At 68.7% G+C, this 12,996-nt stretch carries 15 protein-coding genes; 6 read left to right on the forward strand and 9 right to left on the reverse strand.

Annotated features, from left to right (window positions below; translation table 11 throughout):
* Nucleotides 1–47 precede the first annotated feature (47 nt).
* Together ACZ5R1_RS07825 and ACZ5R1_RS07830 are read left to right on the forward strand one after the other, a co-directional pair.
* Nucleotides 48–527, forward strand: coding sequence for a chemotaxis protein CheW (locus tag ACZ5R1_RS07825; RefSeq protein WP_007160357.1), 480 nt, complete (start codon nt 48–50; stop codon nt 525–527).
* Nucleotides 527–943 (forward strand): DUF2802 domain-containing protein, encoded by a 417-nt coding sequence (locus tag ACZ5R1_RS07830; protein ID WP_007160356.1) that lies wholly within the window; start codon nt 527–529, stop codon nt 941–943. Before ACZ5R1_RS07825 ends, ACZ5R1_RS07830 begins: the two co-directional genes overlap by 1 nt.
* 34 nt (nt 944–977) lie before the next feature.
* Here ACZ5R1_RS07830 and ACZ5R1_RS07835 read toward each other — a convergent pair whose 3' ends face one another.
* A complete protein-coding gene (locus ACZ5R1_RS07835) occupies nt 978–1,901 on the reverse strand; it encodes an aspartyl/asparaginyl beta-hydroxylase domain-containing protein (RefSeq protein WP_464712996.1) in 924 nt (307 codons plus the stop codon).
* A gap of 170 nt (nt 1,902–2,071) precedes the next feature.
* On the opposite strand from ACZ5R1_RS07835, the gene ACZ5R1_RS07840 reads away from it, so the two are divergent.
* Nucleotides 2,072–2,611, forward strand: a complete 540-nt coding sequence (locus tag ACZ5R1_RS07840) for a DUF2058 domain-containing protein (protein ID WP_464712997.1) — start codon at nt 2,072–2,074, stop codon at nt 2,609–2,611.
* 9 nt (nt 2,612–2,620) lie between these two features.
* Here ACZ5R1_RS07840 and ACZ5R1_RS07845 read toward each other — a convergent pair whose 3' ends face one another.
* Entirely contained in the window at nt 2,621–3,265 is a 645-nt protein-coding gene (locus ACZ5R1_RS07845) for a YciC family protein (RefSeq protein WP_464712998.1), read from the reverse strand.
* A 30-nt stretch (nt 3,266–3,295) separates the two neighbouring features.
* Nucleotides 3,296–3,862 (reverse strand): cysteine hydrolase family protein, encoded by a 567-nt coding sequence (locus tag ACZ5R1_RS07850; RefSeq protein ID WP_464712999.1) that lies wholly within the window; start codon nt 3,860–3,862, stop codon nt 3,296–3,298.
* Between the two features lie 274 nt (nt 3,863–4,136).
* Between ACZ5R1_RS07850 and ACZ5R1_RS07855 the strand changes: the two genes are divergently transcribed.
* Nucleotides 4,137–4,922, forward strand: coding sequence for a DUF2076 domain-containing protein (locus ACZ5R1_RS07855; RefSeq protein ID WP_027597958.1), 786 nt, complete (start codon nt 4,137–4,139; stop codon nt 4,920–4,922).
* A gap of 60 nt (nt 4,923–4,982) precedes the next feature.
* Here the strand turns inward: ACZ5R1_RS07855 and ACZ5R1_RS07860 are convergent, their stop codons facing one another.
* Nucleotides 4,983–5,420 (reverse strand): Lrp/AsnC family transcriptional regulator, encoded by a 438-nt coding sequence (locus tag ACZ5R1_RS07860; RefSeq protein WP_027597957.1) that lies wholly within the window; start codon nt 5,418–5,420, stop codon nt 4,983–4,985.
* A 149-nt stretch (nt 5,421–5,569) separates the two neighbouring features.
* On the opposite strand from ACZ5R1_RS07860, the gene yedA reads away from it, so the two are divergent.
* Nucleotides 5,570–6,475 carry a drug/metabolite exporter YedA gene (gene yedA / locus ACZ5R1_RS07865; RefSeq protein ID WP_464713000.1) on the forward strand — a complete coding sequence of 302 codons (906 nt, stop codon included), beginning with the start codon at nt 5,570–5,572 and terminating at the stop codon, nt 6,473–6,475.
* A 199-nt stretch (nt 6,476–6,674) separates the two neighbouring features.
* Complete coding sequence (locus ACZ5R1_RS07870) at nt 6,675–7,340, forward strand: YceH family protein (RefSeq protein WP_058791644.1); 666 nt, start codon at nt 6,675–6,677, stop codon at nt 7,338–7,340.
* On the opposite strand, the gene ACZ5R1_RS07875 is transcribed toward ACZ5R1_RS07870, so the two are convergent.
* Genes ACZ5R1_RS07875 through ACZ5R1_RS07895 form a run of 5 tightly spaced genes read right to left on the reverse strand, consistent with a single transcriptional unit; the run spans nt 7,328 to nt 12,995 of the window.
* On the reverse strand, nt 7,328–8,908 hold the full coding sequence (locus ACZ5R1_RS07875) for a BatD family protein (RefSeq protein ID WP_464713001.1): 1,581 nt from the start codon (nt 8,906–8,908) through the stop codon (nt 7,328–7,330). The genes ACZ5R1_RS07870 and ACZ5R1_RS07875 overlap by 13 nt on opposite strands.
* Nucleotides 8,905–10,578, reverse strand: a complete 1,674-nt coding sequence (locus tag ACZ5R1_RS07880) for a tetratricopeptide repeat protein (protein ID WP_464713002.1) — start codon at nt 10,576–10,578, stop codon at nt 8,905–8,907. Before ACZ5R1_RS07880 ends, ACZ5R1_RS07875 begins: the two co-directional genes overlap by 4 nt.
* Nucleotides 10,575–11,573, reverse strand: a complete 999-nt coding sequence (locus tag ACZ5R1_RS07885) for a VWA domain-containing protein (RefSeq protein ID WP_144953005.1) — start codon at nt 11,571–11,573, stop codon at nt 10,575–10,577. Before ACZ5R1_RS07885 ends, ACZ5R1_RS07880 begins: the two co-directional genes overlap by 4 nt.
* Nucleotides 11,566–12,060 (reverse strand): DUF4381 domain-containing protein, encoded by a 495-nt coding sequence (locus ACZ5R1_RS07890; RefSeq protein ID WP_007160344.1) that lies wholly within the window; start codon nt 12,058–12,060, stop codon nt 11,566–11,568. Before ACZ5R1_RS07890 ends, ACZ5R1_RS07885 begins: the two co-directional genes overlap by 8 nt.
* Nucleotides 12,057–12,995 carry a DUF58 domain-containing protein gene (locus ACZ5R1_RS07895; RefSeq protein ID WP_464713003.1) on the reverse strand — a complete coding sequence of 313 codons (939 nt, stop codon included), beginning with the start codon at nt 12,993–12,995 and terminating at the stop codon, nt 12,057–12,059. Before ACZ5R1_RS07895 ends, ACZ5R1_RS07890 begins: the two co-directional genes overlap by 4 nt.
* Between the last annotated feature and the right edge of the window lies 1 nt (nt 12,996).

Genomic DNA, 12,996 nt, shown 5'->3' on the forward strand with positions numbered 1-12,996 from the left:
GTTCGCCCGCTTCGCCGCACGTGCGGTATTTGACGAGGCTAGGGAACATGAAAAAAACGTCCGCACAGGGTTCCGAAGATCCGGTCCTGCAATGGGTCACCTTCCGCCTGGATAACGAGACCTACGGCATCAACGTGATGCAGGTCCAGGAAGTCCTGCGCTACACCGAAATCGCTCCGGTCCCGGGTGCGCCGAGCTATGTGCTGGGCATCATCAACTTGCGTGGCAACGTGGTGACGGTGATCGACACCCGTCAGCGCTTCGGTCTGCTGCCCACCGAGGTCACCGACAACACCCGTATCGTCATCATCGAGGCCGACAAGCAGGTCGTTGGCATCCTGGTCGACAGCGTGGCCGAGGTGGTCTACCTGCGGCAGTCGGAGATCGAGACCGCACCGAACGTCGGCAATGACGAATCCGCCAAGTTCATTCAGGGTGTCTGCAACAAGAACGGCGAGCTGCTGATCCTGGTCGAGCTCGACAAGCTGATGACCGAAGAAGAGTGGTCGGAGCTGGAAAGCATCTGATGCTCGTCGGGCTGATCCTGCTCAGCGTCGCCCTGGGGCTGGCCTGTGCCGGCCTCGGCGGTTGCTGCTGGCTGCTCTGGCAACGCCAGCAGCAGCAGGCGGCCAAGCTGGCCGAGCGGGAGGCCCTGGTCGACAAGCGCATGCAGATCCTGCTCAAGCGCCTGGAAACCTACCAGGCCGGGCAGGTACGCATGGGTGAACAGGTGCAGGGACTGGCCAAGGTGGTGGCGCCCTTGCCCGATCGGTTGACCCAGATCGAGCAGAGCGACCCTACCAGTCTGTCGTTTTCCCAGGCTGCGCGCCTGGTGGGACTGGGCGCCAGTGCCGACGATCTCACCCAGGCCTGTGGTCTGTCCCAGGCCGAAGCCGAGCTGGTGGCCCGGCTGCACCGACAGCGCCAGCAGCGTTCCGGCTAGGAGCCGCTGACGCCGCCTGCGCGGGATCGCCGCCTCAGCTGACGATCCAGTGGTAGAGCGCGATCACCACCAGCACCGCCAGCACTGGCTTGGCGATGCGATAGGCCTTGGGATGGCGCCGCTTGAATTTCTTCACGCCGCCACCGATACGATCCCCGAATCTCTTGCTGAAGGCATAGGCCTGGTTGATGCCGCCGACGCGTTCGCCTTCGACGTTCTGCGGCGCCGTGGCGCTGCCCAGGAAGCGGCTGACCGCCTGGTTGACGCGGGTCAGCAGGCGATTGCGCAGCGGCCGCTCGACGTCGCAGAAGAGGATGACCCGGGTCTGGTCGGTCTCGTTCTTCACCCAATGCACATAGGTCTCGTCGAACATCACGTCCTCGCCGTCGCGCCAGGCATAGGGCTGGCCGTCGACATAGATGCGGCAGGCATCCGAGTTGGGCGTGGCCAGACCCAGGTGGTAGCGCAGCGAGCCGCCGAAGGGATCGCGATGGGGATTCAGGTGGCTGCCGCCCGGCAGCAGGGCGAACATGGCGCCCTTGACGTTGGGGATCTGCCGCACCAGCTCCACGGTGCGCGGGCAGAGGGTCTGGGCGGAGGGCAGCGGCTCGCCGTACCAGGTCAGGTAGAAGCGCTTCCAGCCCTTCTTGAAGAAGGAACCGAAGCCGGCATCATTGTCCTTTTCCGCCGCGCGGATGTAGCCCTCGTCGAACAGCCGCAGGGCCTCGACGCGGATCTCCTGCCAGTTGTCCTTGAGCACATCCAGCTCGGGAAAGCGGCTGCGATCCAGATAGGGCTTGGACGGCACGCCGGAGAACAGGTACATCAGGGCGTTGTACGGCGCGAACACCGCCGAGTGGTTGACCAGCTGACGCAGGAAGGGCAGGCGCGCTTGTCCGCGAAGGTGAACGAAGAGCACGCTGGCGACGAAGAGCAGGACGATCGCTAAGGTAATCATGGGCGAATTGTGATCGGCAGCGCCCGAACCAGGGGCGGATAGGTCATGACTGCATTATTTCACCCCAGAGAAAGGCTTGCACTCGGTTCGTCGGCTGCGCAGGATGGACACCCTGGCGCGCGGCCGCTTCCGAGCTGCGCCCCCTTGGATGATCTAGACGAGTCGTATCGATGAGCATGTCCCTACGCGACCAGCTGCTGAAAGCCGGATTGGTCAATGAAAAGCAGGCCAAGCAGGCCGTCAAGCAGAAGCAGAAGCAGAACCGCATGGAGCATCGCGGGCAGGCGGAAAAGGATCGCTCCCAGGAGCTGGCCGTCCAGCAGGCCCAGGCGGAAAAACTGGCCAAGGACCAGGAGCTCAATCGCGCTCAGGAAGACAAGAAGAGGCGCAAGGCCGAGCAGGCGCAGATCAAGCAGCTGATCGAAACCAGCCGCCTGCCCAAGCTGACCACCGAGGACTACTACAACTTCGTCGACGACAAGAAGGTCAAGCGCCTGTCGGTCAACGTCATGATGAGAGACAAGCTCAGCAAGGGCAGTCTGGCCATCGTGCGCTACGAAGGCCGCTACGAGGTGGTGCCCCGGGCTACCGCCGAACGCATCCAGGAGCGCGATCCCAAGCGGGTGGTGCTGCTCAACGTGCAGAGCGGCGAGCCTGATCCGGACGATCCCTACGCCGCCTACCAGGTGCCGGACGACCTGATGTGGTGAGTGGCCTGGTCAGGCCTTCTGCTTGACCAGCATGTAGATGCGGTAGACGGCGATGCTGGGGATCAGCTGCAGGAAGCCCGACAGGGTCTGCAGCACGATCTCCGGCACCGCGGCCTCGGCGAAATGCCGGGTGATCCAGGCGTCGAGCAGCCAGGCCGGCAGGACCGTGGCCAGGATGCACGCCAGCAGGGTGAAGAAATGCCCGCGGCTCAGCCGGAAGCTGCCGCGCAGGGCGTCCAGCGGCGCCCGTCCCTCCAGGACCAGCAGGTTCTCGGCAAAGGCCAGCTTGGCCATGATCAGAAAGCCCGGCACGATCAACAGCGAAAATCCCAGCATCACCAGCCCCGAGGTCACGGCGGCGAGGACGGCGAAGCGCGGCCAGAGCAGCAGGGCGGCGCCCCATACGCCGCTCAGGCGCGGGGTGTTGCCCTGGGTGCGCGCCTCCAGAAAGATCAGCAGTGCGGCGGTGGAGAGCGGATAGCAGAGCAGACTGACCAGCATGTCCCACAGGCCGCCGTTGGCGCCGAAGCGCTCCAGCACCTGATAGCGCAGCAGGGCTTCGAGCAGCAGCCAGGGCAGGGTGAGGACGGCCAGAGGGCGCAGATTGCGGGCAAAGAAGGACAGCGAGTCGCGCAGGATATCGACAGGGTTCATGCAACGCTTCCAGACGGGCAGGGGGGCAGTCTAGCAGGGTGACCCGCTCGCTCGCAGGCGTTCGAGCATGGCCGCGGTGGAGGTGACGGTGGCGTACTCGCCGTGCAGGTTGGCCATGGCCATCGCATGGACCTCCTCGGCGCTGCGGGGCTGCCCGGCGAAGTCGGTCTTGGCGAAGGTGTAGCAGGCGTCTTCGGCGACCCAGGTGGTGAAGTCAAGATTGCCGGCGCTGCGGGCCGTGGCCTCCACCGAATTCTCGCTGGCCACGCCGCAGATCAGCAGCGACGCGATGCCGCGCTGATGCAGCCAGCGCTCCAGCCCGCTGTTGGCGAAGGCGTCGGGGACCTGCTTGTCGAATACCGGCTCGCCGGGCAGGGGCGCAAGGGCCGGCTGGAATTCCACGCCGGGCTGCCCTGGCCAGAACACCGAATGCGGATTGCGCGACAGGTGCCGGACATGCAGCAGGGGCGCCCGGACCTGGCGCCAGGCCGCCAGTAGCTCGGCCAGGCGCTGCTCGGCTTCGGGGTGGTTGCGTGGGCCCAGGTGCGGGGCGCGGATGCCCTGTTGCTGGTCGATCAGGATGAGCAGGGGCGGCATGCGCAGGCCTCGCGGGCAAAGACTCAGACTCCCGCAGCGCCGGCCGGTTGTCCAGTCCTGGACGCCACCCGGAACTCCCTGGCAGGGCGGCTCTTCAGATGGGAGGGGCGCCAGTGGACCTCTGGCTGAACCTGTGCTGAATGCCGTGCGAACGCAACTTGAAAAGCAACCGCTGCGCCTTTATCTGGCATAACAGTGCGCAGCCTTGCGCCTTTCGACATCCAGGCCGTTCCCCGGGAAAGGCCGCCAGTAGACCGTCTGCGGGAGGGTCATCATGCAACGCGAAGAAAGCCAGCTGATCGAAGGTCTGTTCGACCGTCTCAAGACCACGGAAGCCCAGACCGCGCCCCGTGACCGGGAAGCCGAGGCGCTGATCCAGCAGCGCCTGCGCGAGCAGCCCGCGGCGCCCTATTACATGGCCCAGGCGATGCTGATCCAGGAAGCCGCCATCAAGCGGCTGGATCAGCGCGTCCGGGAACTGGAAAGCCAGATGGCCCAGGTCCAGCAGAATCGCCCAAGCAGCGGTGGCTTCCTGTCCAGTCTCTTCGGTGGCGGTAGCAGCCAGCCAGCGGGCGGTCAGGCAGCGGCCAACGCGGCGCCGTCGCGTGGCTGGAATGATCCGGGTCCGGCGGCGTCGCGGCCTGCCAATCCGGGGTATGCCCAGCCCAATCCCGGCTATGCCCAGCCCGCGCCCGGCTATGGCGCACCCCAGGCAGCGCCCTCGCGCATGGGCGGTTTCATGGGCGGTGCGCTGCAGACGGCGGCCGGGGTAGCCGGTGGCGTGCTGGCGGCTCAGGCGATTTCGGGTCTGTTCCACCATTCGCAACCCGAGGAGATCGTCAACGTCATCAATGAGACCCCGGCTGCCGACCAGGGCCTGGCCGATGCCGGCTCCCAGGGAGGCTGGGCGGACAACGCCAGCTACGACAATGGCGGCGGATTCCAGGACGCCGGTGGCTATCAGGATAACGGGGGCTTCCAGGACGCCGCCGACTATGGCGATACCGGCGGCGGTGGCGGCTTCTTCGACGACAGTGGCGACGACGACTCCTTCATCTGACGGGGCGTCGCTCCGCCAGCCCTGGTGCCGCGAGGCGCCGGGGCTTTTTTCTGCGCGCCGTCAGCCCGGCAGGAGCGGCAGGGGGCGCTCGAAGGGCGTCGACAGCACCACCACGGTCCGGCTCATGCCGAACCGGTTCAGCTGATCGATGAGGCTTTCCAGTTCGCCCATGTCGCGTACGGCGACGCGCAGCATCAGGCAGTCTTCACCCGTGACCCGGTGGCAGGCGAGCAGCTGGGGCAGGGCCTCCAGCTTCTTCAATACCGGACCCTGACTGGTGCTGTGCAGACGCAGGGAGATCAGGCATTCGGTGCCGTAGCCCAGGGCGCGGCGATCGATACGGGCGCCATAGCCGGTGATGATCCCGGCGTCTTCCAGCTTGGCGATGCGCTCGGCGATGGCTGGCGCGGAGAGTCCCAGCCGGCGACCCAGGTCCGCGTAGCTGGCGCGGCCCTCCACCAGCAGCAGGTCGATGAGACGGCGATCGATATGGTCCATGTCCGTTCCCCTGCCTTCGAATCGAAGGTCTTTGCTCCTAAAGTCTGCTGAATCAAAGCCCGATCGGCCCTTTATCCCCTGACTGTATCTTAGCCGTCCCGTCGTGCGCTCCTACAATGGCTGCCTGACCCCTCAGGAATCCCTCGCGCATGGACACCTCCACCTCGCCCTGCCTCGCGCCGCGCCTACCCAGCTGGCTGCCCCTGCTGGCGGCCTTTTTTGCGCTCTATGTGGTCTGGGGTTCCACCTATCTGGTGATCCGCATCGGCGTGGCCCATTGGCCACCGCTGCTGATGGCGGGGCTGAGGTTCCTGATCGCCGGAAGCCTGCTGCTGGGCTGGCTGCGCCTGCGCGGGACCCCCTGGCCGACGGCGCGCGAGACCGCCGCGGCCGCGGTGATCGGCATCCTGCTGCTGGGTATCGGCAACGGCGGCGTGACCCTCGCCGAGCACTGGGGCGTGACCTCCGGCATCGCGGCCTTGTCGATCGCCACGGTGCCGCTGTTCACCCTGCTGTTCGGCCTGCTCTGGGGACAGCGCAATACCCTGCTGGAATGGGCCGGCATCGCCCTGGGTCTGGTGGGGATAGCCCTGCTCAACCTGGGCGATACCATGAGCGCCACGCCCCTGGGTGCGGCGGTGATCCTGCTCGCCGCGGCGGCCTGGGCCTTCGGCTCGATCTGGAGTCGCTACCTGCCGTTGCCGCGCGGAGCCATGGCCAGCGCCGTGGAGATGCTGGTGGCCGGTGCGGCGCTGCTCGGCGCCAGCTACCTCAGCGGTGAGCGCCTGCAGCACTGGCCGGCCCTGGGCGGCTGGCTGGCCTTGGGCTATCTGGTGGTGTTCGGCTCCCTGATCGCCTTCAGCGCCTATCTCTATCTGCTGGGGCGGGTACGACCGGCGGCCGCCACCAGCTATGCCTACGTCAATCCGGTGGTGGCGGTGCTGCTGGGCACCCTGTTCGTCGGTGAACGGATCGGGCCGGCGGAGATGCTGGCCATGCTGGTCATCGTCGGCGCCGTGGTGCTGATTGGGCTGCCGCAGTGGCGACGGCGCTGAGAGCCTGATCAAAGTCTGCTGCGCGTCGGCCAAACTGCGTTGAAAATGGCCTGGAAGGCCAGCCCCGTCGGAATGCTCATTTATCGCTCGTAAACTCCGCTTCCTCAGCCATTTTCGCCTTGCTTGGCTCTAGCTCGCGAGACGTTGAACAGGCTCGGAGGGCAGGCTAGGCTGGCGCGTCATCCAAGCGGAGTCCGCCATGAGCCAAGCAGTCACCCCCGCCTTTGCCGAAGAGCCGCTGGAGGCCAACGAGATCCGCGTTCTCGGCAGCCTCATCGAAAAGCAGCTGACCACGCCGGAAAGCTATCCCCTGACCCTCAATGCGCTGGTGCTGGCCTGCAACCAGAAGACCAGTCGCGAGCCGGTGCTCAATCTGACCCCGGGCGAGGTGGGACAGGGGCTGCGGCGCTTGGAAGAACGCGGTCTGGCGCGCCTGGTGATGGGTAGTCGGGCGGATCGCTGGGAACAGCGGCTGGACAAGGCCCTGGAGCTTCCGCCACCCCAGTCGGTGCTCTGCGCGCTGCTGTTCCTGCGCGGACCCCAGACCCTGGGGGAATTGCTGGCCCGCAGCGGCCGGATGCATGCCTTCGACGACACCGAGCAGGTGCGTCACCACCTGGAGCGGCTGATCGCCCGTGGCCTGGCCACCGGTCTGGGGCGGCAACCCGGCCAGCGCGAAGAGCGCTATCTGCATCTGTTCGGCAACGCCGCGGAACGCGATGCCCAAGTCGCGCAACTGGGTAGCGCCGCCGAAGCCAGTGCGTCCGCGGGTGGGCGAGAAGGACGGCTGGAGGCGCTGGAAGCCCGGCTCGCCGCGCTCGAAGAGCGGCTGGCGCGCCTGGAGGAAGGCGCTCAGCGCGGATAGAGCGGCGGCAGGGTGTCGTGCACGGCTGCGGGCGTCAGCGGCGGCAGGGCATTGATCGCCTGCCACAGCGTCTCGCCCTGCCAGCGCTGACCGGCTTCGCTGTAGAGCGCGCCGTTGAGGTCATCGAGGGCCGCGGCCAGGGGTTCGAAGCGCGCGCCCATGGCCGCCAGGGTCTCCGGCTGCTGTCGCGCCCAGGCGTCCAGGGCGTGGCGGGTCGCGTGGGGATCATTGCTCTGGCAGGCGCGGCGCAGCTCTTCGCGCTGCAGGCGGCTGTCGAGATCGGGCACCGTCGGCAGGACCGCCGGCTGCCGGCGGGCGCGCCACCAGAGGCCGAAGCCGAGCAGGGTGGTCAGGGCGAAAAAGGCCGTCGCCAACTGCCAGTGCCAGAGGCCGCGGTCACCGCCACTGATCTTGGCCGCGGCGGTCGCCACCGGCTGCAGCGTCGGATCCTCGGCGACCACCAGGGTCTGGGCGGGCAGGGTGGCGCGTTCGAGGGTGTCGGTCTCGGTGTTCCACCAGACCACCTCCACCGGCGGCAGGACCTTGTCCCCCGTGGAGGTGGGAATCAGGGCGACACGCTCTTCGCGTTGCCCGACCAGCCCACGCGCCTGGGTCTGCATGGACAGCCGCGGCTGTTCGGCATAGCGCTTCACCCCCTCGGTCTCGGGCAGCACCAGTGGGGGCAGCTGGCCAGGCGCCAGGCCTTCGGCACGCACCTGCAGGGTGCGGGTCAGGGCACTGCCTTCGCGAGCCTCTGCCGGGGCGGGATTCCATTGCTGCGTCAGGGTCAGGTTGCGCGCCGGCAACCAGGGCGTCTGTGGCGGATAGCTGGCGGGCTGTGGCAGGACGTCCAGGGTCAGGGCCGGCGTGCGCAGCTGGATCGGCTGGCCGGCCCTGGAGCTGTCGTCGAGACCGCCGGCCAGGGTGGCGCTGAAGGTCTGGGGCGGCAATACCAGGGTGCCGCTCTGCAACGGATGGATGGCGTAGCGCCACTCGATCACGCCATGGCGTACGCCCTCGACGTCACGCTCGTAGACCTGCGGCGTACCGAGCAGATCCACCCGGGCCTCGCTGGGATTGGGCGGGGTGAGCACATGATCGTCATAGAGCGCCACGGCGTGGTAGAGGCGAATGGTCAGGATGGTTTCCGCCTGCACATAGAGCCGGGTGCGCTCCACCGAGGCTTCCAGATAGACCGGCTCACGGGCCTGGCGTTTGGCGGCGCTGGCCTCCACGGTGACGGTCAGCGGCTGGCTGCGGGCGCCGTCGAGGGTCAGGGCGGGAATGGTCAGGGCACCGCTGGCCTTGGGTTGCAGGGTGACGTTCCAGCGGGTGGTCACCCGCTCGCCGGGCGGCAGGCTGTTCTGGCGGACCCCGAGCACCCGGAAGTCCTGCTCCAGCGGGCCGAGATCGGGCTTGCCGAACTGCGCGGGATCGGTGGTCTCGAGAATGAGTTCGAGCGTCTCGTTCTGGCTGAGCTGAGTGCGCTCCAGGCGGGCGCTGAGGTCCGCCGCCTGCACCAGGGGCGCGAGCAGCGCGAGGGGCAGCAGCAAGGGATAGGCCTTCATTGCAGCGCGTTCTCCTCGCGTTGTTGTTGCTGGTACCAGAACTTGCGGCGCAGCAGCTCGGCCGGGTTGTCGGGAATCTCGCGCAGCCACTGTTCGGCCGCCTGACGCTGTTCCTCCGCCAGGGGATCTTCGGCGTAGGACGGACTGACGAGCCAGTCCGCGCCGGCCTGGGCCTGCTGCTGCGGGCTGGCCGCAGCGGCAGCGGTGGACGGCGGGGTACTGCTGCTGGCCGGCTCGTCCGCCTGGGCGCTGCTCTGACTGGCGCTCTGGGCCTGGCGACTGCGGGCGGCGGCCTCGGCCTGGGCCGCGGCGCGCTGGGCGAGCAGGCGTTCGAGGCGGTTGCGATTGCGCAGGGCGGGGGTCAGATCCGGACGCAGCACCAGCGCCGCCCGGTAGGCGCGCAGGGCCTCGTCCAGGCGTCCGGCCATGGCCAGGGCATTGCCGCGATTGTAGTGGCCGTCCGCCGAGGGATCCCGGGCGAAGGCCGCGGCGGCGCCGCTGAAGTCGCCGGCGCGATAGAGCGCCACGCCGCGCCAGCGCTCGTCGGTAAAGAGGTCGGCGGCCGCGCCAGCCTGGTCGTCGGCCAGCAGCTGAAGGGCCTGCTGGTCGCGACGCAGCCAGAGATCGTCCCAGCTGCCGGCCTGCGCCGGAGGCGGCGTCAGCAAGAGGCAGAAGGGCAGACATAGCAGCCAGCCGCGGCGTGCGCCACAGGCGACCAGGACCAGCAGGGGCAGGAGCAGCAGGTAACCCTGGTCGCGCCAGTCGGAAGGTCCCTGACCCTCGCTGGCCCGCACATCGTCGGGTCGCTCCAGCAGACCGAGGCGACGCAGGTCGCTGTCATCGCGTTGCAGGCGCTGATAGCGGCCACCCAGCTCGCGGGCGACATCCTGCAGGCGGCCTTCGACCAGGCGGGCGATGCGGATGCCGCCGGCGGCGTCGCTCAGGTAGTTGCCAGTCTCGGCGGCCACCGGGGCGCCCTGGGGCGTACCCGGGCCGAGGATCGCCAGCTGGCGCAGCCGACCCTGCAGCTGGCGCTCGAGGCCCAGCCGCTCGCGGTCGTCCAGGTCGCTGGCGATGAGCAGCAGCCGGGCGCTGGCGCTGGGCGCCGGGCCGAGCAGCTCCAGGGCCTGGGCGATACCCAGGTCGGCGCGCTGGCCGGGCACCGGCATGATCGACGGCCGCAACGCCTTGAGCAGGTTGTCCATGGTCGGCAGGTCGTCGGTCAGGGGCACCAGGGTATGGGCGCTGCCGGCATAGACGACGATGGCGGTCTCGCCGTCCTGGCGCGCCTTGAGCAGGTCCTGCAGCTTGCGCTGCACGGCCAGCAGGCGATTGGGGATGACATCGGTGGCGAGCAGATCGGGCGTCAGCGCCAAGACCACCACCAGCGGATCGTTGCGCCGAAAGTTCTGCGCTTCGCCCTGCTGCCAGCTGGGACCGGCCAGGGCCAGACAGGCCAGCACCCCGGCCAGACCCAGCAGCACCAGCCCGAGGGGCGAGCGCTGGCGATCGCTGTCGCTGAGCAGCCAGGGTTGCAGCGCCGGGGGCAGCAGCGCCTGCCAGCGCCCGTGGCGATGCCGGCGCCGACGCAGCGAGCCGATCACCAGGGCGACCGGCACCAGGGCCAGCAGCCACCAGGGACGCAGGAGCAGCGGCAGCCAGTCGCTCATCGGGCCTTGCCTCCACGCTGCCAGCGTGTCGGCCACGGCAGGCGGCTGAGCGCCAAGGCCAAGCCGAGCAGCAGTGCCCCGGCCAGCGGCCAGGCATAGAGTTCGCGGGTGGGGCGGGCCTGGTCCGGTTGCTGGCGGATGGGTTCGAGACGATCGAGCTGGCGTGACACGGCGGCCAGCTCGGTACTGGATCTCACCCGGAAATAGGCGCCGTTGGTGACCTCGGCGAGGTGGCGCAGCATGGGTTCGTCGAGATCGCTGGGCGTCGCGCCGGCGCCCAGGGTGTCCGGATCGGCGCCGATGCCCAGGGTATAGACGCGGACCCGCTCGCTGGCCGCCAGGCTGGCCGCCACCTCGGGCGTCACCACGCCGCCGTTGCTGGCGCCGTCGGTGACCAGGATCAGGGTGCGACTGTTGTCCGGGCGCTTGCGCAGGTGCTTGACCGCCAGGCCCACGGCGTCGCCCACCGCGGTGTTGCGCCCGGCCAGGCCGATCTGGGCTTCTTCCAGGAGCGCATGCACGGTGCGCCGGTCGGCGGTCAGCGGTGCCTGCAGATAGGCCTGGGAACCGAACAGGATCAGGCCGACGCGATCGCCCTGGCGACTGTCGATGAAGCGGCCGAGCAGTTGCTTGACCAGACTCAGGCGGCTGACGTTCTCGTCGCCCAGTTGCATGTCCGGGGTGTCCATCGAGCCGGAGACATCCACCGCCAGCAACAGATCGCGCCCGCTCACATCCAGCGGCTGGGGTGGCCCCACCCACTGCGGACGCGCCGCGGCGGCCAGGATCAGCAGCCAGCCCAGCAGAAAGGGCAGCAGACGGCGGGCGCCGCTCAGGCCGCCGGTGTGGCGGGTGCGCCCACCCAGGTGTTCGAGTTCAGCGAGGAATTCCACCCGTAGGGCCGCCTGGCCGCTGTCGGCCGCCGGCAGGAGCACGCGCAGCGCCCAGGGCAGCGGCAGCAGCAGCCACAACCAGGGCCAGGCGAATTCAAACATGCTTGCGGATCCAGGTGGCGACGGCGTCCTGCAGGCCGTCGATGGCGCGGTCATCCAGCCGGCAATCCGGGCGATAGCCGCCGTCGACCAGGATCATGTAGCGCGTCAGGCCGGCCGCCGGACAGCGCGAATCGAGAAAGGCCAGCCAGTCGCGGCCGCTCAGGGTCTGGCTGAGCTGATCCGGATAGCTGGCGCGGCAGAGGCGCTTGAGCAGGGCGTTGAGCGCCTGCAACCAGGGTCCGGCCGGCGCGCCATAGGGGCGCGGCAGGCGGGCCAGTTCGGCCAGGGCGGTGGTGCGCAGATCCTCTTCGGTGGTCGCCTCGGCGAGGGGCGCGCTGACCAGCGGCCGCCGGCCATGGCGATGGCGCAGAAAGAAGCCCAGCGCCACCACTACCAGCAGCAGCAGCCACCAGCCCGGCGCCGGTGGCCAGAGGGTCGGCTCCGGCGGCAACCGCAGCGGCTCCAGATTCGGCAGGCCGGGGGTCACGAGGTGTACCCCGGACGGTGCTGGCGCAGGAGGTGCCGCAACTGCTCGACCAGGTCGTCCGCCGTGGACAGCGGCAGCAGCGGAATGCCCAGGCGCAGGCTGAGTTCGGTCCAGCGTTCGCGACGCTGCGCGGCCTGCTCGGCGTAGCCCTGGCGCACGTCGGCGCGGTCGGTGTCCAGTTCCACTTCCGCCAGACCGCTGGTGAAGCGCAGCAGGCCGGCCTGGGGCAATTCGTGATCCACCGGATCGGAAAGCGGCAGCAGGACCAGGTCGCTGTGCCGCGAAAGCAGCGTGAGGTGCTGCTCGGTGGCCACGTCCAGGCTGCGCTCGTCGCAGATCACCAGGGCCAGGCTGCCGGGACGCAGCACCTCGCGGGCGCGGCGCAGGACCTGGTTGAAGGTGATGCGCGGCACCTGGGCCAGGGCCGGATCCTGCAGCGCCCGATTGGCGTTGATCAAGTGATCGAAGAAACGCAGCAGATTCTGCTTGCTGCGCCTTGGCCGTACCTCGTGCAGGCGTTCGCCGCCAAAGATCATGCCGCCGATGCGGTCGTTGTGCTCCAGCACCGCCCAGCCGATCAGCGCGGCCAGGCGCCCGGCCAGCACCGACTTGAATTGCTGGCGGGTGCCGAAGAAGGTGCGCGGACTCTGCTCCAGCAGTAGATAGACCGGCCGCTCGCGTTCTTCGTGGAACAGCTTGGTATGGGGCTCGCGGGTGCGGGCGGTGACGCGCCAGTCGATGGCGCGCACGTCATCGCCGGGCTGGTAGGCGCGCACCTGGTCGAAGTCCACGCCGCGCCCGCGCAGGCGCGAGTGGTGCAGGCCGATCAGCGGACTGCGCCGTCCGGCGGCGGAAAACAGCTGCACCTCGACCACCCGGTGGCGCATCTCGATGAGCTCGGCCAGGCCCAGGGTCACGCCGTTGCGCTCGGCCATC

The sequence above is a fragment of the Pseudomonas sp. Pso3 genome (assembly GCF_055393275.1).

What these genes read in the sequence shown, in the direction of transcription:
- ACZ5R1_RS07825 (WP_007160357.1), top strand. Translation starts at nt 48, where the DNA reads ATGAAAAAAACGTCCGCACAGGGTTCCGAAGATCCGGTCCTGCAATGG.
- ACZ5R1_RS07830 (WP_007160356.1), top strand. Translation starts at nt 527, where the DNA reads ATGCTCGTCGGGCTGATCCTGCTCAGCGTCGCCCTGGGGCTGGCCTGT.
- ACZ5R1_RS07835 (WP_464712996.1), bottom strand. Translation starts at nt 1,901, where the DNA reads ATGATTACCTTAGCGATCGTCCTGCTCTTCGTCGCCAGCGTGCTCTTC.
- ACZ5R1_RS07840 (WP_464712997.1), top strand. Translation starts at nt 2,072, where the DNA reads ATGAGCATGTCCCTACGCGACCAGCTGCTGAAAGCCGGATTGGTCAAT.
- ACZ5R1_RS07845 (WP_464712998.1), bottom strand. Translation starts at nt 3,265, where the DNA reads ATGAACCCTGTCGATATCCTGCGCGACTCGCTGTCCTTCTTTGCCCGC.
- ACZ5R1_RS07850 (WP_464712999.1), bottom strand. Translation starts at nt 3,862, where the DNA reads ATGCCGCCCCTGCTCATCCTGATCGACCAGCAACAGGGCATCCGCGCC.
- ACZ5R1_RS07855 (WP_027597958.1), top strand. Translation starts at nt 4,137, where the DNA reads ATGCAACGCGAAGAAAGCCAGCTGATCGAAGGTCTGTTCGACCGTCTC.
- ACZ5R1_RS07860 (WP_027597957.1), bottom strand. Translation starts at nt 5,420, where the DNA reads ATGGACCATATCGATCGCCGTCTCATCGACCTGCTGCTGGTGGAGGGC.
- yedA (WP_464713000.1), top strand. Translation starts at nt 5,570, where the DNA reads ATGGACACCTCCACCTCGCCCTGCCTCGCGCCGCGCCTACCCAGCTGG.
- ACZ5R1_RS07870 (WP_058791644.1), top strand. Translation starts at nt 6,675, where the DNA reads ATGAGCCAAGCAGTCACCCCCGCCTTTGCCGAAGAGCCGCTGGAGGCC.
- ACZ5R1_RS07875 (WP_464713001.1), bottom strand. Translation starts at nt 8,908, where the DNA reads ATGAAGGCCTATCCCTTGCTGCTGCCCCTCGCGCTGCTCGCGCCCCTG.
- ACZ5R1_RS07880 (WP_464713002.1), bottom strand. Translation starts at nt 10,578, where the DNA reads ATGAGCGACTGGCTGCCGCTGCTCCTGCGTCCCTGGTGGCTGCTGGCC.
- ACZ5R1_RS07885 (WP_144953005.1), bottom strand. Translation starts at nt 11,573, where the DNA reads ATGTTTGAATTCGCCTGGCCCTGGTTGTGGCTGCTGCTGCCGCTGCCC.
- ACZ5R1_RS07895 (WP_464713003.1), bottom strand. Translation starts at nt 12,995, where the DNA reads ATGGCCGAGCGCAACGGCGTGACCCTGGGCCTGGCCGAGCTCATCGAG.